The 18,419-nt window shown below is 69.8% G+C and carries 20 protein-coding genes; 19 read left to right on the top strand and 1 reads right to left on the bottom strand.

Annotated elements, in window-relative coordinates:
- Positions 1-41 precede the first annotated feature (41 nt).
- From IPJ59_RS31150 to IPJ59_RS31235, 18 genes are all read left to right on the top strand, one after another.
- Positions 42-602, top strand: a complete 561-nt coding sequence (locus tag IPJ59_RS31150; RefSeq protein WP_293274699.1) for a hypothetical protein — start codon at positions 42-44, stop codon at positions 600-602.
- Positions 603-800: 198 nt separating this feature from the next.
- Positions 801-3,812 (top strand): hypothetical protein, encoded by a 3,012-nt coding sequence (locus IPJ59_RS31155; RefSeq protein WP_293274701.1) that lies wholly within the window; start codon positions 801-803, stop codon positions 3,810-3,812.
- On the top strand, positions 3,809-4,156 hold the full coding sequence (locus tag IPJ59_RS31160; RefSeq protein WP_293274703.1) for a hypothetical protein: 348 nt from the start codon (positions 3,809-3,811) through the stop codon (positions 4,154-4,156). The genes IPJ59_RS31155 and IPJ59_RS31160 overlap by 4 nt, the downstream gene beginning before the upstream one ends.
- Position 4,157: 1 nt before the next feature.
- Positions 4,158-5,057 (top strand): peptidoglycan-binding domain-containing protein, encoded by a 900-nt coding sequence (locus tag IPJ59_RS31165; protein WP_293274705.1) that lies wholly within the window; start codon positions 4,158-4,160, stop codon positions 5,055-5,057.
- A complete protein-coding gene (locus tag IPJ59_RS31170; RefSeq protein WP_293274707.1) occupies positions 5,050-5,640 on the top strand; it encodes a hypothetical protein in 591 nt (196 codons plus the stop codon). The genes IPJ59_RS31165 and IPJ59_RS31170 overlap by 8 nt, the downstream gene beginning before the upstream one ends.
- An 11-nt stretch (positions 5,641-5,651) precedes the next feature.
- Positions 5,652-6,338 carry an SDH family Clp fold serine proteinase gene (locus IPJ59_RS31175; RefSeq protein WP_293274709.1) on the top strand — a complete coding sequence of 229 codons (687 nt, stop codon included), beginning with the start codon at positions 5,652-5,654 and terminating at the stop codon, positions 6,336-6,338.
- Entirely contained in the window at positions 6,335-6,553 is a 219-nt protein-coding gene (locus tag IPJ59_RS31180) for a hypothetical protein (RefSeq protein ID WP_293274710.1), read from the top strand. The genes IPJ59_RS31175 and IPJ59_RS31180 overlap by 4 nt, the downstream gene beginning before the upstream one ends.
- Positions 6,550-6,846: a hypothetical protein gene (locus IPJ59_RS31185; RefSeq protein WP_293274712.1), complete on the top strand. Its 297-nt coding sequence runs from the start codon at positions 6,550-6,552 to the stop codon at positions 6,844-6,846. The genes IPJ59_RS31180 and IPJ59_RS31185 overlap by 4 nt, the downstream gene beginning before the upstream one ends.
- A complete protein-coding gene (locus IPJ59_RS31190; protein WP_293274714.1) occupies positions 6,843-7,448 on the top strand; it encodes a hypothetical protein in 606 nt (201 codons plus the stop codon). Before IPJ59_RS31185 ends, IPJ59_RS31190 begins: the two co-directional genes overlap by 4 nt.
- A 36-nt stretch (positions 7,449-7,484) precedes the next feature.
- Positions 7,485-8,393, top strand: a complete 909-nt coding sequence (locus IPJ59_RS31195; RefSeq protein WP_293274715.1) for a hypothetical protein — start codon at positions 7,485-7,487, stop codon at positions 8,391-8,393.
- A 22-nt stretch (positions 8,394-8,415) separates the two neighbouring features.
- The gene (locus IPJ59_RS31200) at positions 8,416-8,679 is read left to right on the top strand and encodes a hypothetical protein (RefSeq protein ID WP_293274716.1); all 264 of its coding nucleotides are present in this window, start codon (positions 8,416-8,418) and stop codon (positions 8,677-8,679) included.
- Positions 8,680-8,773: 94 nt separating this feature from the next.
- Positions 8,774-9,295, top strand: coding sequence for a class I SAM-dependent methyltransferase (locus IPJ59_RS31205; protein ID WP_293274717.1), 522 nt, complete (start codon positions 8,774-8,776; stop codon positions 9,293-9,295).
- 1 nt (position 9,296) lies between these two features.
- Positions 9,297-9,527: a hypothetical protein gene (locus IPJ59_RS31210; protein WP_293274719.1), complete on the top strand. Its 231-nt coding sequence runs from the start codon at positions 9,297-9,299 to the stop codon at positions 9,525-9,527.
- Positions 9,528-9,560: 33 nt separating this feature from the next.
- Positions 9,561-9,797 carry a hypothetical protein gene (locus IPJ59_RS31215; RefSeq protein WP_293274721.1) on the top strand — a complete coding sequence of 79 codons (237 nt, stop codon included), beginning with the start codon at positions 9,561-9,563 and terminating at the stop codon, positions 9,795-9,797.
- A gap of 4 nt (positions 9,798-9,801) precedes the next feature.
- Positions 9,802-11,052: a hypothetical protein gene (locus IPJ59_RS31220; protein WP_293274723.1), complete on the top strand. Its 1,251-nt coding sequence runs from the start codon at positions 9,802-9,804 to the stop codon at positions 11,050-11,052.
- Entirely contained in the window at positions 11,040-11,795 is a 756-nt protein-coding gene (locus IPJ59_RS31225; RefSeq protein WP_293274724.1) for a P-loop NTPase family protein, read from the top strand. The genes IPJ59_RS31220 and IPJ59_RS31225 overlap by 13 nt, the downstream gene beginning before the upstream one ends.
- Positions 11,796-11,850: 55 nt before the next feature.
- Positions 11,851-12,459 (top strand): hypothetical protein, encoded by a 609-nt coding sequence (locus IPJ59_RS31230; protein ID WP_293274726.1) that lies wholly within the window; start codon positions 11,851-11,853, stop codon positions 12,457-12,459.
- A 72-nt stretch (positions 12,460-12,531) separates the two neighbouring features.
- Entirely contained in the window at positions 12,532-14,073 is a 1,542-nt protein-coding gene (locus tag IPJ59_RS31235; RefSeq protein WP_293274728.1) for a tyrosine-type recombinase/integrase, read from the top strand.
- Positions 14,074-15,079: 1,006 nt separating this feature from the next.
- Here the strand turns inward: IPJ59_RS31235 and IPJ59_RS31240 are convergent.
- Positions 15,080-15,457, bottom strand: a complete 378-nt coding sequence (locus IPJ59_RS31240; RefSeq protein WP_293274733.1) for a hypothetical protein — start codon at positions 15,455-15,457, stop codon at positions 15,080-15,082.
- Between IPJ59_RS31240 and IPJ59_RS31245 the strand changes: the two genes are divergently transcribed.
- Complete coding sequence (locus IPJ59_RS31245; RefSeq protein WP_293274731.1) at positions 15,386-16,789, top strand: tetratricopeptide repeat protein; 1,404 nt, start codon at positions 15,386-15,388, stop codon at positions 16,787-16,789. The genes IPJ59_RS31240 and IPJ59_RS31245 overlap by 72 nt on opposite strands.
- Positions 16,790-18,419: the final 1,630 nt, after the last annotated feature.

Here is an 18,419-nt window from a genome sequence, read left to right on the forward strand (position 1 = left end):
TGAACGGATTATTCGTGGGGTACAACGCCGATAGCCTGGTCGTGGACTATGTGTACCCGGGCACGATCAACATCCACATCATGCACGGCATCACGCTCAAGACCACGGGCGACGCGAAGAGTGTCCGACTCGGGCGGCTCCTGGTGGAGCGCACCGCCGAGAGCGTGATGGACGATCGTTCATGGCAGTGGGAGCCGAGCGCCGCCGCCAGGGCACGGGCGTGGGTGCAGCACGTCCTCGTCGCCGACAGCCTCGAGCAGAGCCAGAGCTATGAATTCGAGGGCCAGCTGGTGCTCGTCGGCCATCGCCTCCCGCCTCGGGCCGCCGAGGTCTCGCTGTACGCGGCCGGCTTCCGGCCCAGCCTCGGCACCTGGAGAGCTCCGGCGACGCCGAGGGCGGCGGCTCCGGAGTTCGTCCGGCCCTGCGGGGGGGGGGGGGCCGGCGAGGGGGCCGGGGGGGGGGGCCCCGGCGGCCCCGGGCGCCCCCGGGGGAAGGAGCGGGCCCGGCGCGCATGGATGCGGTGGCACGCGATCTTCCGACCACCTGAGGCGAGGCCGCACGTATCAATCGGGGGGCCGACGCCCGACCACGCTGGAGATTGAGCTTCGGCACGCGAGCAGCAAGTCCGAGCTGACGATTCGCTTCGATGTTTCGACGCACCCGCTTCTGTCGACGTCACGGTCGAGCTCGGCGATCACAACCTGCGACGCGAGCTCCTCGCGTGGGAGGATCTACCCGCGCTCGCGGACGAGATCGGCGCGGCCATCACGGCGCAGAAGAAGGGCCAGCGGACACCCCGCATGGACGTGAACAGGGCCGAGAAGCCCTACGAGGAGGCACGGAACAAGCCCATCACCCGTCCACGGGCGGGGGCCGAGGCGGCGAAGACAGTCGCTCGCAGGCTGCAAAAGCTGCTCACCGGCTCGGTTCGCATCGATCGCTACCGCTACGGCTCGGCAGACAGCGAGGCGGTCGGCGATCAGGTCGTCGTCCGCTTCCAGTCGAGTGACGGGCCTCAGCTGGTCCTGTATGTGGCTCCACGGCAGGAGCGCGAGGTAGACCTTCGAGGCGAGTTGATCGACGGGGACGGCGGCGTCGTCCGACGCTTCGACTGGATCGTCATTGAGCTCGCCGAGCTGATCGCGATGAGCGAGGTCTCGTTCGCACAATGGTTCGGCGTGCCCGTGGAGCCGGAGCAGAAGCTCTCGGTGATCATGATGGAGGCGCTCGCCGCGTTACACGCCGAGGAGGACGCCCGGCCGTGGGAGCCGCATTCGTGGCCCGGAGTGCACGATTCGACGAAGGACGCGCTGGTCGCTCGCGGCCTGGTCGTCGCTCTCGATGGCAAGGGCGGAGGATTCCCCCGCTACAAGACGACATCGGCGGGTCGGGCCATCCTCCTCAAGCGCACCGCCCCGCCCGGCGCCCAGTCCCCGCCCACGGCGCAGGAAGCCGCCGAGGAGGCCCATATGGGGGCAGCGCTCCGTGCCGCGCGGGATGAGGAGGAGGCCGCCTGGGCCGAGGCGCTTCGTCTCGGCATCGCGTACGAGGCGGCCAAGAATGGCCTCGACCACGAAGCCGCCCGGAAGGCTGCCATCCGCAACCTCGCCGCCGATCTCAACCACTACGATCCGCACCGGGGCGATGGGCCGACACCGACCGCAGCAGGACCCAGCGCCGCGGTCGATCAGACCATGATCCTCAGGATCCAGCGCGAGGCGACCCCGGACCATCCGGCGCTCGACATTCAGAAGCGCGTCTCCTCGCTGGAAGAAGCCAGCCGCGAGTATCGCCGCGCCGTCGAGGCGAGTGGCGAAGGCACCTCGACCTTCCCGGCCGGACGGATCGTGTTGCCGAACGGTCCGACGTATACGATCTCGTACAATGGTCGCGTCTGGGATGGAGATCAGAAGCTCTATGATCCGAGGCCGACCCCGCCGGCCGCGGACCCTGCGAATACCTACGAGGTGGCCCGCAGCGCGATCCGGGCGCTCGGGCTCCCCCCGTCGAAGTATGCGAGCTATCTTCGGCAGGCCGAGGCGGCCATCACCGACGGCAAGAGCTACGAGCCAGTCCTGAAGCGGGCGCGCAAGGCTGCCGACAAGCTCGGCCTGGGCAAGCGCCCCGAGGAGAACCAAGCATCGCCCGCCCGCGCGCCTCAATCGTCGGAGCTTGCGACGATCCTCGATACATTCAACGACGAGCCCCGCTTTCGCCTGGCGAGCCAGCGTCAGGGGGCCGGGACTCAGACGTACGTCGTCTTCCGCGAGGGCAGCTCCGCGGACGAGGCGATCGCCGCGATCGACGTCGTGAACTACGACGTGGACGGCGTGCGCTGGCTGGACCTGCGCGTGCCGGCGAACGACCAGGACGCCATCCTCGAGCGCATGGACCGCGCGCTGTGGGCGGCCGCCGACGCCGAGAACGCCGTCGAGGGCAACGCCCGCTCGCCGCTGCAGGACCTGAGCGACATGATGGAGCGGCTCGTACAGGCCCGCGGCGTCGACCTGAAGGCCAGCCAGAGCCCGAAGCGTGCCGACGGTTACGGGGCCATCGCCGAGGCGCTCGCCGAGCTCGCCGAGCCGGCCCCGATGGACGCGATGCAGCTCGAGGTGTGGCTCGAGTCGACCGGCGTATTCCTCAAGGCCGCCGAGGTCGTGGCGGACGCGCGGGGCGACAACATCAAGGTCCCGGACTTGATGCGCCGACTGTGGCGCGAGGTCCTCCTCGCAGTCCCCGTCACCACGATCAGCGCCGGTCCCTCGCCCGTCCCGACCACCGCGGACGCTGCTATTGCCTCGGGGACGCTCGTGGTCCCCGACAGCGTGCTCCGCCGCGTGCGTGCCGACGGCGGCGTTCAGGCGACCGTGCTCGAGCGGCACATTCGTCAGGGGCGGGCGACCCTGAGAGAGATCGTGGTCCGCGTCCGCGGCGATGCCACGCGCCCGAAGTGGTCGATCGTGTCGGACGCCACGGAGCGGCTCCAGCCTGGCGCCGCGCTCCACGACAACACCCACCCGGACGAGTTCCTTCGCCTGCTCTACAGCAACATCAACGCGTTCGAGGACCACCTGGCCGAGGCCCCGAAGCGGCTCGCGGACGTGCGGACCCTGCTCTACTGGACCGCCGCCATGTTGGACGCGCCGCTGTGCCAGGGCGAGGTCAAGCGGCGGGCCACCACGGCGCTCGAGCAGGCCCAGGGCTACTACGACGCCGCGCGGCGCCAGCTCATCGAAGGCCGCACCGTCGACGCCGCGCGCCGCATTCACGAGGCGCTCCGACGCATCAGCGCCGCGGCGGCCGAGCTCGCCAAGAGCTGCGGCGACGGCCAAACCCTCCTCCCGGGCGCCGCGCCGGCCTTCGAGGTCACACCGGCCGATCGGGCCGCGCTGGCGCTGCCGGCTACCGCCGCCGCACCCGCGAGAACGATGGCGCAGCTCGTGCGCCCGGCTGCGGCGATGATGGCGCTCGTCAAGCCGACGCCGGAGCAACTCCGTGAGCGCTTCGCCGCGTCCTCGCGCACCGGCGACGCGAAGGCCATGCCGGTTTACTACATCTTCCGGTCCCGCTCGGGCCTGCCCGAATTGCTCACGCGCGAGGACATCGAGGCCCGGGCGCGTGAGGCCGTCGGCCACGAGGTCTACGACGAGGCCCAGCGTAACCCCATGCCCGGCGTCGAGCTGTTCGAGTCGGCCATCGGCGCCGTGGAGCTGCTGCTGGACGCCGAGTTCGAGGGCCGCGCCGATCCACGGTGGGCCTCCTCCATCCTCCTCAACCAGCAGAAGAACGCGAACACGGAGCAGCAAGCATGAGCAAGCCAGCGACCAAGACCCAACCCTCCACGCGCACCTATGTGCCACCGGACATTAACTACAACTACGTCTCCGAGCGCCAAGGCGGGTTCGTCGTTCACAAGCAGTGCATTCAGCACGACATGCGCGGGCAGCCGTGCGTGCTAACAATCACGGTGGACGGGTGGGAGTCCATGCACGAGGCAATCGCGGGCGGTCGCGCGTACCTGCGTGTGGTGCCCGTGACCCTGCTGCGGGAGTTCGAGACCAATCTGATGGTGGTCAGCTCTGCGGGCCTCGTTCACCAGATGGCGGTCTTCGAGGCGAATCCGATGCCGGGGCCGGACGGGGAGGCGCGCGAGTAACATGGCACGCTCGACCGACTGGGAGAAGCTGCCGATGGCCGCTGGCGATCCGGCGCCGGCCTGGGTGCTGCCCGGCGTGGCGCCGAAGTTCGCGACGTGGAGCGTCGGCGGCGGGCGCCCCTTCAACTGCACGCTCGAGACCTGCGAGCGCTGGCACGCGGGCATCGACCTCACGGGGGCGCCCGACGGCGCCACGATCGTCGCCCCCGAGGACGCGCTCGTCGTCGGCATCGACCGCGGGTGGAGCGAGGGGGCCAAGGCCGCGTTCCTGCGGACCAAGACCGGGCTCTTTCTGGTGCTCGGCGGCTTCAAGGCCGGCTCGCACAAGGAGTTCGATATCCAGACCGCGCGAGAGGTCCGCAAGGGCGAGAAGCTCGGCCGGATCCTCGGCTCCTACGGGATGATCCACCTCGAGACCTACGCGGCCGAGGGGCGCGTCGCAAACTCCGTGTGGTGGAAGTCGGAGCCGCCGCCGGACGGCCTGCAGAATCCGACGAGCTACGTCGAGCGCATGGTCGGCGCCAAGGTCTCGCTCGTGCAGACACGCCAGCGCCACGAGGCCCTGGCCACGCTCGGCTACTTCGCGGGCGACGTCGGCGCGGCGTGGGGCCCCGCCTCCGAGGCCGCCCTGCGGGCCGCACAGACAGCCCTCGGCGTCGACGCGGATGGCAAGTGGGGGCCGAAGACGGAGGACGCGATCCAGCGCAAGCTGGCCGACCTCCAGGGTTGCGCCGGCGACGAGTGCAGCATCCAGCCCGGCGCCGGAGCGACCGCGGTCACCACCGGCGCTGACCCTCTCAGGGCCGCCAGTCTCCTCGGAAAGATCGTGATCGGCGCCGTCGGCCTCGCCGGGGTCGCCACGGGTGTGCTCATTTGGAAATGGAAGGTGCGTGATGTCTGACTCGAAAACGCAATACTTACACAAGGGTGCCCGGGTGATCAATGCGGCGATCAGCGAGCTCGACCTCTCTGACGAGCTGAAGCGGACGGCGCAGCGGGTCGTCACCCTGTTCGCCACGGACCTCCTGCCCGGGCTCTGGCTGCGGAAGCCAGAGGGCGCAGTTCCGCGACCTGATGCGGGCGACGGCCCGCCACGGCCCGAGACACCCGCCGACCCGACGCCCGAGCAGATGGCGCAACTACGCCGACAAATCTGCAGACTCGTGCGGGACGACGATGACGACGAAGTCGAGGCCCCCAGGCAGGCCGACATTCCGCCGCCACGGCAGGAGCCAGCAAAAGAGCCCGTCTGGGACAGCGACACGATCAAGATGGCCCACGGTGCGCTCGACATCCTTCGTCGCACACACGAGAACCAGATTCGCCTCGTGAACGAGGCTTTCATCGCCGCGGCGAAACGCGGCGCCGATCCGATGGACATGCTCGAAGTGCTGCTCCACGCATCCACGTATTGCCGCGAGGATCCGACGGTGCCGACGCTGGCCGAGCTCACGTCTCAGGCGACCCGACGCGATGTCCACTGATGGGAACCGCGATGAAAAGGACCGCAATCATCACCACGGCCGTGGCTGGCGCCGCGTTCCTCGGCGCGACCTACCTGCTGCGTCGCCAGCAGGGGCCCCACGCGATCGAGCGGCACGCCACGGTGATCCCCATCATCACGCCCGTGATCGACTTCCGGGTCGCGGAGATGGTGCTGGAGGCGATGGAGCACCTACCGGGCGACGAGCTCACGCTCGTGCTCCACACCCAGGGCGGCTGCGTCCTCTCCTGCGTGATGATCGCCAACGGCCTGCGGAGGTTCGCGGCCTCCACCGCGGTCGTGCCGTACATGGCGATCTCGGGCGGCACGCTCATCGCGCTCAACGCGACGCGCCTGGAGATGGGCCGCAACGCCGCGCTCTCGGCCGTGGACCCGATCGTCTCGGGCGTGCGCGTGAAGTACATGCCCGAGGCGAGCCAGGACACCGAGGTGCTGAGCGCCCGGGACTACGCCCGATCCATCGAGGACTATTTGAGGACCACGCTCACGGCCCGGCAGGGGTCCTCCGCGCCGCTCGCCGTCGTCAACCGGGCGATGTCGCGGCTGATGGGCGACCACACGCCGCACGAGTGGCCGATCACGATGGCCGAGGTGGCGCAGCTCGGCATCCCGGTCGAGGCGGCGCCGTCACACTGGGCGGACCTCGTCGACGAATACAGAAGGCGGTGGTGGCGATGACCCACGATCTCGAGACAAGCATCCCGATGGATCGACCGCCGGTCGAGCTCGTGGAGGAGATACCGTCGCCCGAGGCGGCCGCGCGCAAGGCGTTCGTCGCCGGGGCCGTCTCGGCCGGGGTCGTGTGCGCTGTCATCGGCACGGTCGTCGGCTTCGTGCTCGGTGTGCAGAGCAGCTTGCCCAGGCGGCCAGCGCAGGAGGATCGCTCCCCATGAAGTTCTCATTGCTCGGCCTCTTCCACGGTCAACGCCACCAGGTCGGCGCGCTGCTCCTGATGCGCGGCGAGACGTTCATCGAGACGATCGAGGACGACGCCATGGCGATCCTGATCATCTTCAAGGGCAGCGTGACCATCACGCGGCAGCGGCAGGGCGCGCAGGTCGGCCTACACCTGAGCCCACGGATCGGAGAGCCCGTCTGGCTGACGAGCCCCGGCCCTTATTGCGTCGTGGCGCGCGACCCGGTGGTCGGCGTGAGGATGTTGCGTACGGGGGAGGGTGCACGATGAACGACGAAGCGCAGGAGTCGGTCCTCGAGATGGAGACATCGGCGGAGACCGCGAAGTACCGACAAAGCCGGCTCATGTGGTGGACGAGCATCATCCACGCGCACGAGGATTACGTCGCCGACGCCCGCAAGTATGGCGCCACGCAGGTCGCCGCGGAGGCGGCCGCCAGCAAGCACGAGAGCGGCGAGGTGCGGGCCCTCCTCTCCGAGCTGCTGACGCGCGCGCCGGTCGATGCCATCGTCCAATTCCTCGGAGTGACGCGCGCCCTGGACGACCCTGCGGCGCTGTTCCAGCACCGCGAAGCCGTCACGACCCTCATCGAGTCGGCCTACCCCCGCAGGACGTGGGCGACCAAGATGGACAAGCTGGCCACGGAGGTCGCGGCCGACGACGCGAGCTGGTCGGTGTGGGCCGCGCGCTGGGGCGAGGAGTTCGCCGCGGTCGGCAAGGCGGCCGCTGATGTGTTGATCGAGACCGGCGCAGCGGTCGGCAAGGTGGGCCTCGGGCTCGCGGACGGGCTCGCCACGCTGCTCCGCTGGACCCCCTACGTCCTCGGGGGCGCTGTGCTGCTCGGGGTGGTCGTCGTGGCGAGCCGCAAGTGAAAGACTGACAAACATCGTGATGACAGGAGGTGTGTGATGGAAACGCTCAATGCACAGGTCGAGCTCCCGAAGGCGCTCCGCTCATTCATTCGAGTGGGCGCCTATGTCAAGGAGGTGCTCGACAAGGCGGACGCGAACGCCCAAGCGCGAGCCGAGGCCGGACAGCAGCCGAACCTGCTCGACGACGTCATGAAGGACGGACAGGTCCATATCGCCAACCTCGAGGAGGTGCTGGCCGATATCACCGGTCGAACCAAAGCGAAGTCGGTGATCGAGCTCATGACACACGCTCATGGCCTGATGGGCATCTACAACACCGTGTCTGACATGCTCGCCGGTGCTGACGAGGGCGGCGCTGGCGAAGGCGCGAGAGATCCACGACGTGCATCCTCGCAAGCGCCACGCCCGGCGAACGACGGCTCGCCGCCATCGTTCCGACCTGAGTTCACGTCCGCCGCGAAGCGGGCCGGGCAGGCAGCGGCCAGCGCCGCATCGGCACCTGGCGCCGCATCGGCACCTACGGCCCAAGAGGCACCGGCACCTACGGCCCGCACCGCAACGGCACCAACCACCGACCCGACGAGCTCACTGGAGGCCACTCTCAACGCGTTCAAGATGGAAGTGGCGCGGCACCTGCAAACGTTCGAGCAGGCTGTCGCCGTGGAGCAGGCTGAGCTCCGCGGCCGCATGATCCACCAGAGCCTCGAAGTTGCGGGGCTCCGTGCCAGGATTCAGGTCCTCGAGTCCAAGCTCGTGCCGGCCGCCACAGCGAGCGCGACCGAGGAACACGCCGCGGTGCCAGCCGCCACACCCATCGCCGCCGCCGCGCCGGTCGTCGCGCCGGCCGCCGCACCCGTCGCTGCGCCGGCAAACGAGCCGGCCGAACGCCCCATGGAGCCCCGCCCCAGGCGGCCGCGAACGCCCCGGCGACCTGGACACTCATGAGCCCGCAAATGACCCGGCGACCTTGGACACTCATGGCGTTGTAGACGCGAAGATCAGCGCATGTTTCGTCGAGGTCTCCAGCACGATCATCGAATCGCATACCCGGGTCCACACCTCGCTCACGAGCGACCGCGCGAAGGCGGATGCCACGGACGAGGAGCTTCGCGCGCTCCGCAAGAATGTCGTGCGCCTGGAAGGAATGGTTGGCGAAGAAGCCGACCGGCGTCTCGTCGAGGACGACCAGGGTCGGCTCGTGGCACCACCATCGGAGTCGAGGTTGGAGTGACGACCCACGACGACGATCGGAGTTCACAATGTCCATTCGAACTGCTGCACGCTTGATCCTCGGTTACGCCGCGCTCGTGGAGAGCGGCGCCGCCATGATCAGGTTCCGCGAGCGAACCGTCGCGTTCATGTCGGCCATGGAGCGCGCCGCGGCGCTCGGCCGTCGGCTGGTCGTGATCGGCGATCCGGACGCCGGGATGCACACGCGGCTCGCCCGCGCATACGGCTGCGGCGATGTCTGCGTGGATCTCAACGGTTGCCCGAAGTGCCCGATGACGATCGTCGCCGACATCACCAAGGGCCCGGTCCCGGAGCTCGCCGCGGACTCGTCGGTCGTGTTCGTCTCGTGCGTGCTGGAGTACGTCCCCGATCTCGAGGCGGCGCTCGCCGAGATCGCCAGGATCGCCGGCAGCGCGGACAACGTCTTCATCGTCAACGTGCAGCCTTGGACACTCACCGCCCGGCTCTACCCGAACGCGCGCTGGCGAGGCACGACTTCGGTGGGCTCGAAGGTCGACATGCACCCCGTCGGCCTCGACGAGAAGCTGGTGGCCACCGGCGTGGTCGGAGCGCTGGCGGCCGCCGCGTTTTGGCCGAGGGGGAAGGGGAAGCGCTGAGATGGCTGACCCCGTCCTCACGCTCGATCAGGCCATGGTGGCCCTCAAGACCGAGAATCAGGCCCTCGCCGATCAGCTGCGTCAGGCGAGGTGCGACCTCCACCGTCTGGGCGTCGCAGATCAGAACCGCGTCCTTGTTTACGCGGCGTGCACGGGAGCCGTGGGGGTGCTGGTCGGGGTCGCCATCGGGATGAGCCTGGTGTCACCGCGGCCTGTGGCGCGCCCGAAATAGCGTCTGACGAGAACACGATCAACGGAGGTAGCCATGTTCATCCCAAGCAAGCGTATTCGTGACGCGGTCATTTCACAGGCGCTGTCGCCCCGCGGCCAGGCGTTCTTGCGTGCCTGCAATGGCAAGACCATCGTGGAGGACGAGCGCGGCTGGGTCACGGTCGTGACCGGCGACGGGCGTGTGGTCACGACTGCACCGGCCCCCGGTCCGGGGTCGGGCGCTGCCGCGGCCTGTGGCGCGCCCGAAATAGCGTCTGACGAAGGAAGGTGACGAGGTGGAAACAAAGACAATCGCCGCAGCCGCAGCCGGTCTGTTCCTCGGCGCGGGTCTCGGTGCGACCGTGTGGTGGTCGACCCGGGTCCGCCGCGGACACGTCTACCGGGTCAAGGATCACTTCTATGCCGACCAGGCGCTGGTCGACGACCTCGCCCGCCGTCTCCCGGGCGCGCGGCGTTCGGGGCCCGCGCCCGGCGACGCCAGGCCGGCGCACGAGCCGGGTCGGCCGTCACCGGTGGTCGAGGTCTTCCTCTACCAGCGCGGGAAGGTGGTGTTTCGCCGGGTCGATGGCGAGATCCTCCCCGCAGGTGTGGCCCTCCCAGATCAGGTCGGTGCGGCGATCTATCGCATCGAGCACGAGAGCGGGTCCCAGGACCTCGAGGACTTCGTGGTGCTGCTCGTGCAGTACGGGCTCGCCGAGAGCGGGGGCGCATACCCGAGCTGGCCAACACAGACCCGCGACGGGATTACGCCACGACCGCAGCCGCTGCACCCGACCGCGCTCAATCCGAGGATGGCCGACTCATGGAGTCGCCGACCCGAAATCTCCGCCGCGAAGACCCGCCCCCGCGGACACTACTTCGTGGTCGCCGGCGACTACTTCGCGGATGAGGCGATGCTCACCTCGCTCGAGTGGTTCCACGGGACCGACTTCGTCAACGACCGGGTGGTGGTGCCGGCCTGGAAGCGCGGGTCGATCCAGTTGACGAAGCACAGCGGGGTCCACCGCTTCCCCGAGCAGGAGGGCCCGCTCTACACGATCACCCCGCTGCTGGAGCAGGTCACGCTGGAGGACTTCCTTGTGGAGCTCGAGCACTACAACCTCGTCTCCTGGGGCGGGGAATGGCCGGACCTCGAGACCGACGCACGGACGAGGCTCATGCGTCGCCAAGCCCTGCCCATGAACCCGGACGGCCACGCCGTCTGGGTCGCCGGGGAGTTGTTCGTCGATGAAGCCGCGCTCGGTTACATGATGACCAGGCTGGAGCTGGACTACACGACGACCCGGCTCGACCGTGGCCTGATCACCTTCACGTGGCGCGGCACCACGATCGACGTCATGCACGTCGACGACAAACCCCGCTTTCAGCAGCAACGAGGCAAGCTCTACAGCCTGGGTGCCAACATGCGGGCCCGCCCGGCGCTGGAGTCGCTCGCCTCTGCGCTCCTGCTTCATCGCGTGATCGCCGACGTTCAGGTGCTGTCGCGCTGGCCGTGGCGTGGGAGCAACGGCCGATGGCACGCATAGGTTCTCGCAGAGATATCGATGTTCAAACACAGGAGTCAACAACCATGAAAACGAAAACGATCTGTTTCCTCAACCGCAAGGGTGGCGTCGGATCCACCCTCGCCGCCTCTCACACCGTCTACTACGCCCAGGCGCTCGGCTTCTCGACGCTGGGGATCTCGCTGGACCAGAACAACGACATGGCGCAGTTCCTCACGCCCACCCTTCCATGGGCCGACGCGACCGAGGCTATCCCGCCCGGTCCGTGGGACCTGCGCGTGGTCGACGTGTGGTCGTGCTCCAACGTCGCGCACGCCCTTCGCCCCGACCTGTGGGTCATGTTGATGGATTCGCCGACGGCGTTCCACAACGCGATGCGCGCCATCGCGGAGGAGCTCGTGGGGCCGGTGCTGTGCGTGTGGAACCAGAGGCTGCCCGATCCGAGCGACCCGACGCCGCTCCGGGTGCCCGAGGCGCTCGCGGGGCGCGTCACCTTCGCTGACGTCCGGATCCCGCGGCGGCCTGAGCTCGACATCCTGCCCGGGTGTCTGTGGGCCAACGACGTGGAGTCGGCGGGCGCCAGAGAGGGACTCGAGCTGGTGAGCGAGGTGCTTGCACGCGTGGGCCTGCACCCGCCCGGCGCGCCGACTCCCCGGAGCTTCCCGAATGTGCCCGGCTCCGCGAGCCGGGGCATCCACCGGAACTACCGCGCGCGCGAGGAAGCGGCGCTCGCCAGCATCGTCTCTGCTCTCGGCCAGGGCTAAAGCAATGCCACTGCACCAGACCATCCACCTCCTGCGACACCTCATGAATCGCGGCATGGGCCTGACGCTCCAGGCGCTGGCCGTCGTTGCGGTCGAACCATCGTCCTCTGAACAGCAGGCCGAGTCCGACGACGATGTTGATCGGCCGCCGCTGTCATGGCGGCGGCTGAGGCTCATCACCCACGATGCTGTGCTCGCTTCGTTGGAGGAGTTGGTGGGCCTGGTCGCCAAGGCCACCCATTCGCGTCCGATCCTTCGCGCTGCGGACAGGCTCGGCGATCTGAGGCCCTCCCAGGTTTACGAGTGCAGCTGTTGTAAGCGTCGGGAGATCGAAGACTTGTGCCGATTCTCGGACGAGGAGGTAGTCTGCGCGACATGTCTGAATGGCGTGGTGCGGCGCGCGAACGTGGGGTGGCGCCCACTGGAAACGCGGCTGGACCGTATGACGCTGGAAGCCATCCTGGCGCTAGAGGTGATTCCATACTGGCGGCAGGACGCCGACGAGGACCGCCCGATCGAACAGCGGCGAGACACCGAGGCCGCCGGCGCGATGACGTCCATCCAGGCAGAGCTGAGGATCCGATGGTTAAGCGCCATGGCGCCGGTCGCCGGGAAACTGTATCGATTTCGGCGCATCGTCGATGAGCACAGTATGGAGGGCTGACGCTTGCAATCCGACGCGCGGCGCTGAGCGGCGCGCTCGCGCCAATAAGATAGAGCGCGAAAAATCAATAGCGTGACCGCGCTGCGCGGACGCTTCAGCGAGCGCGCATTGGCAACAGCGCAGCGTTTCGCGCTCGTGAAATTTTCGGTGGAGACCAACAACAACCGCCGTGGTCGGCGATATGATGTACGAGGGGGAGTGGGTGATGGATGGGCGCACGATAGGCTGGATGCTCGGGGGCGATCTCGCGTCGAGGTCGATTTTGACGCAGCGTTGCCCGAGATTGCCTACGTGAGCGATGTCGCGCGGTGGCTCCGGACGACGGAGAAGGCGGTGCGGGACCGCGTTCGCCGCGATCAGTTCCCACGTCCGGGGAAGGTGGGCAAGCGACTTGCGTGGAGTCGCGCCTTGTTGCTTGATTGGGCGCGAGAATGCGGCCGGGCGGCTGGGACATCCCGCATGAGCATCACGCTTCGCCCGTACATCAAGGACAAGACCCGCTACCACGTGGACATGCAGATCGAGCACCCCACCACCCAGCTCCCCCTGCGCAAGCGCATCGCCGCGCCCGCGGGCCTCGACGAGCGCCAGGCGCAGCGTTGGGGCGAGAAGGAGCTGGAGAAGTGGGTCAAGACGTTCGCGCTGCCGAACCCGAGAGAGGAGGACAACGCGGCCAGGACCCCGGCCAGCGCTGCACCGCGCGAACGGTGCGAGCTGACGCTCGAGGCCTTTTACCGCGGACGATTCGAACCCAGCTATGTGCGCCAGCAGAGAACCGCGACTCAGATCGGCTACGAGGGCGTGTGGCGTAATCATCTGTCGTCGCTCCGCCCGCTCCCTCTGCCTGCGATCGACGTGCACAGGATCGACAAGCTGAAGGCCGAGCTCACCGACAAGGGACTGCAGGCGACCTCCATCAACCAAGTGCTGAAGAAACTCGCCAAGATGCTCCGATGGGCGCTGCACCGGCAGCTCATCGCCGGCCTCCCGCTCATCGAGCTCATCAAGGTGACGCCCCGAGAACGAGCCCACTACTCGGGGGAACAGCTCGAGGAGCTCCGCGCGGCGCTCGCTCAGCTCACCCCCGAGGACGTAGTGGTCTTTGTCCTCGCATTCGAGTGCGGGCTGCGGACCGGCGAGATCGCGGCGCTCCGCTGGTGCGACGTGAAGATGAACAAGCGGCTCATCACGATCTCTCGCACCATGTTCCGCGGGAAGGAAGGGCCGTGCAAGGGTACCGTCGGCGACGTCGGTATCACGGACGCACTCCACGAGGCGCTCACCCGCCTCGAGCGGCGCGGCCCGCGTGTCCTCTACCGGTGTTCGCAACACACCAGCTGGGAGCACGCCGACCACTCGGAGCACAGCGTCAAGGAGGCGCTTCACCGCCTCCAGCGCCTCGTCAAGTTCGACCTCACGGGGCTCCACATCCTGCGCCACAGCGGGATCACGTACCTCGCCGACCAGGGCGAGGACGTTTACACGGTGCAGGCGTTCGCGCGCCACGCCCGGCTGCAGACGACGCAGGGGTACATCCACCAGTCAAAGCAGAAGCTCGCGGGCAAGGCCGCGCGCACCTTCGATGGCAACCGCCTGGCAACGCCCGGCAACTAGTCGCCAATTCCTGGCTAGAGCGGCAGATAGACCCCCAACCGGTTTTTCAAGCCGGACAACGTCCTCGTCGCCGACGACGGCCGCGTCCGCGTCCTCGACTTCGGCCTCGCCCGCGCCGTCTCCGGCGAGCCCGAAGAATCACCACCTGTCCCTTCGGACAGCCTGCGCAGCGGCGCCTCCTCGACTCCCAGGACCTCTCCGAACCGCTCACCGCGATCGGCACCTGCTCGGCACGCCCGCGTACATGGCCCCGAGCAGCTCCTGCGCCACCCCACCGACGCCCGCTCCGACCAGTACAGCTTCTGCGTCGCCCTGTGGGAGGCCCTCCACGGCGTCAGGCCCTTCGCCGGCCGCACCCTCGCCGAGCTCAAGCTGCAGGTCTTCGCCGGCCCCGCGTCCGCCCGCGGCCCGGTCCCCGCGTGGCTCGGCCGCGCGTCGTCCGCGGCCTCGCCGTCACCCCCGACCAGCGCCACGCCGACATGCCCGCGCTGCTCGCCGCCTCGCCGACGACCCCCGCGAAGCGCCACCGTCGACGCGCCCTCGGCCTTGCCGCCGGCCTCGTCCTCGCCAGCGCCGGCGCGGCCGCTGCGCGCCGCCCTCGCCACCGCGACATCGCCAGCAGCTGCGCCCACGACGCCCTCGCCGGCGTCTGGGACCTCGCCACCCGCAGCGCCGTCGCCGACCGCTTCGCCGCCCACGACCTCCCCTTCGCCGAGCAGGCCCCTTTCGCCACACCGCCGCCCAGCTCGACGCCTACGCCGCCCGCCTCGAGCACCTCCCTGCGCGACACCTGCGAGGCCCGCCAGCGCGGCCTGCGAAGCGCCGCGCCCTCGAGCTGCAGAGATCGACTGCGCCGAGCGCCTGCGCGGCGAGCTCGCGGCGACCACTCCTGGTCCTGCGCAACGCCGACGCCCGCGCCATCGAACGCGCCAACCAGGCCGTCGCCCGCCTGCCCGCGATCGAACCATGCAGCGACCTCACCAGCCTGCTCGCCGCCGACAACCAGTCACCACAACCAGAGGACCCCGCCCTCGCCGCCCGCGTGCGCGCCCAGACCCCCCGCCTCGCCGCCGCCCGGGCCGAGCTCGACGCCGGCCACCACGACCGCGCCCGCGAGCTCGCCCACGAGCTCGTCACCGAGGCCGAACACCTCGCCCACGCCCCCCTGCTCGCCGAGGCCCTGCTCCTGCTCGGCGCCGCCGAGCTCACCAGCGGCGACTACCCGGCCGCCAGCGCCGCCCTCCTGCGCGCCTTCACCACCGCCGAGTCCGCCCGCCACGACCGCCTCGCCACCGACGCCGCGATCCGTCTCGTGTACGTACACGGCGAGCGCCAGCACGACCTCCCCCGCGCCGAGACCTGGGCCGAGGGTCGCCGACGCCAAGCTCCGCCGCCAGGGCGACGACCCGGCCCTGCGCCTGCGCCTCAGCTTCAACCTCGCCACCGCCCTCCTCGACGCCGGCCAGCTCCAGGCCAGCGAGCTCCGCTTCCGCGAGACCATGGCCCTCGCCGAACAGCGCCGCGACATCGACCCCGGCTTCCACGTCATCGCCCTCAACGCCCTCGCCACCCTCGAGATCGACAAGGGCGCCCTCACCGAAGCCGAGGGGCCCTCCTGCCGCTCCTCGCCCTCCGCGAGGCCGCCTCGGCCCCGACCACCCGCAGGTCGGCGTGGTCCTCTGCCAACCTCGCCCTCGTCCTCTACCAGCGCCGCGACTTCACCCCCGCCGCCGCCATGTTCCGCCGCGCCCTCGCGCTCCGCGAGCGCAGCCTCGGCAGCGACCACCCGGCCACCGTCGAGACCCTCAACGGCCTCGGCGCCGCGCTCACCGACGGCGGTGACCCGACCGCCGGCCTCGAGATCTACCGCCGCGTCCTCGCCCTCGAGGAGCAGCGCCGCGGCCTCGACAACCTCGACCTCTTCGCCCCCCTCAACAACCTCGGCAACAGCCTCATCAACGCCCACGACCTCCCCTCCGCCCAGCCTACCTCGACCGCGCCCGCACCCTGCTCGAGCGCCACGGCAAGACCGACAGCCCCGACTACGCCCCTGCTCCTCTACAACCTCGCCGGCCTCGCCGTCGCGCAAGCCGACCCAGCCCGCGCCATCCCCCTGATCGAGCGCTCCCTCGCCCTCCGTGAGCAGATCTACGGCGCCAAACACCTCGAGGTCGGCATCACCCTCGCCTACCTCGCCCACGCCGAACTCGCGGCCAACCACCCCAACGAGGCCGACACCCACGCGAGCCACGCCGTCGCCATCCTCACCGACCACCCGCCGGCGTCCTCGGGCTCGGCCGCGCCCGCCTGGTCCTCGCCACCCTCCGCGCCCGCGACCCACACCCACAGCGACGCCCTCGCCCTCGCCCGCCAGGCCACCCTCGACCTCCGCGGCCAACCCACCGACAGCGAGCCCTCGCCGCGGCCCGCAGGCTCCTCGCCGACCTGTCCCGCGGGACAGCCAGCAAGCCCCGCTGAGCGCGGCACCCATGTTACGGGGCGTCTCGGCGCCGGGCTCAGGCGTCCGGCCGCCATCCGAGCAAGGGTGTCGTCGAGGGAACACGCGCTCCGCGAGCATCGTCGTCGCCTCGCAGATCGCATGCTCGAGGCGCGGGAGCAACTCCCCAGGGGTAGGAGGGCGATCGCCGCGCCTACTCCTCCTCGATCGAGCCTGCGGCCGACGAACTCGCCCGCCGCAATTCCGCCGCGGCCCTGATGCCGGGGTCGCGCCGCTTCACAGCGGCTCGCAGACGTACTCCGGTGCCGTCGAAGGCAGTCTCGCTCGGCACACCGCGGGCGAGCCGCACCCGCACACGCCGTCGACGCAGGTGTCGGCGCCGACGAGCCGGCGCAGTCCTGGTCGCTCTTGCAGGCGCAGCGGCCCTCGACGCACCACGCGTGCGGGCCGGCGTCGGCGCAGTGATCGTCGCTGTCGCACACGCAGCCGCCGTCTGCGCCGCAGATCGGCTGGGTCGGGTGTTCTCGCACTCGGCGTTCGACCTGCGGGGCTCGGGGACCAGGTTGCAGTTAAGGAACGGCGCGAGTCCCCCGACCGGGTCGCAGAAGACGTCCTCGGGCGATGCACACCTCGGCCTCACCGCCCTCCAGCAGCGGGGAGCGTCGCCGTCTCGTAAGCGTCGGTCGGGCACCGCCCTCTCGTCGGGCAGCAGCGGGCAGCTCCTTGCGAGAACCCCGCGAGCGCGACGCACACGCGACCGTGCCGCACTCCGCCGTCGACTCGCAGAAGATCAGCTGCCCCGAGAACACGATCTGGCAGAACTCGTCGCTGTTGCATTCGGCCGGCTTGCCGCCCCGGGCGACAGCGGCCCTCCCCATTCGTAGCCCTGGTCGACACCGTCGATCCAGCAGTCGCGGTCGGCGGCGCAGGCCTCCTGGCAGAAGCCGCCGTCGCCCGCGCCTCCGGTCCTGGCGTCGCCGGTCTCGCTGCTTGTGCGGTGTGTTGGTTGTCTCGCCCGCGGTCGCGTCCTCCCGTGCCGCCGCTCGTCGGCATCGCGGTCGTCGGTGGAGCCGCCTGACCCCGCCGTGGTGGTGGGCGGATCGGCCGTGGTGCTGGCCTCGCCGACCGAGCTCGTGACCATGGGCTCGCTCGCGCTGGCCGCAGGGTCCCCGACGCAGCCAGGCGACCCCGCGCTCACACACAGAAGGAGAGCCGCGCGACCGGGCGCGGCGCGAACCGAAAATGACACTCGTGACATCGTGCTGCTTTCTCGCCTGCCAGCCGCGGCCGACGACCCTCGCGGAGTCGGCGGCATCGATCCCGATTGATCCGAAGAATCGACACGAGCGCCGCGCGCACGCGACCCCTCCACTCGCACACGGAGGTGCGGATCAAATGGCGTCGATGACGACTCCCCGGGACGCCCGCGCCGAATGCGGGCGCCCAGGAGCGCTTCGATGTCATCGCCCACGCACCGCTGTCCTGCCCTCATACGCATCCTCCGAGCGCCGCCCCCGGGCTCGCCGCCTGCCCCGGCGAGCCCGCGGCGGGCCACCACCGCCTCCGAGCCCACCGCGACGGGCGCGAGCAGCTCCGGCCTGCCGACGGACCCGGGCACGGGCGGAGCTGCGCACGAGCGGCAGCCACCTGGCACGAGCGGCGAGCCCACGAGCGGCGAGCCGCCCACGAGCGGCGAGCCGTCTGGCTCGAGCAGCGAGCCCGTCACCGCCAGCACCAGCACGGGTGAGCTAACCACCGGGAGCCGCGGCTGTGCATGTCTCATGGGACAGGTCTGCGACGACCCCCTCGTGCATCGACGACCTCTGCAGCGAGCCGACGGCTGGCTGCGGGGACGGCGTCCTCGACCGCGGCGAGGGCTGCGACGACA

The organism is Nannocystis sp., from assembly GCF_016714285.1.
GTDB lineage: Bacteria > Myxococcota_A > Polyangia > Nannocystales > Nannocystaceae > Nannocystis.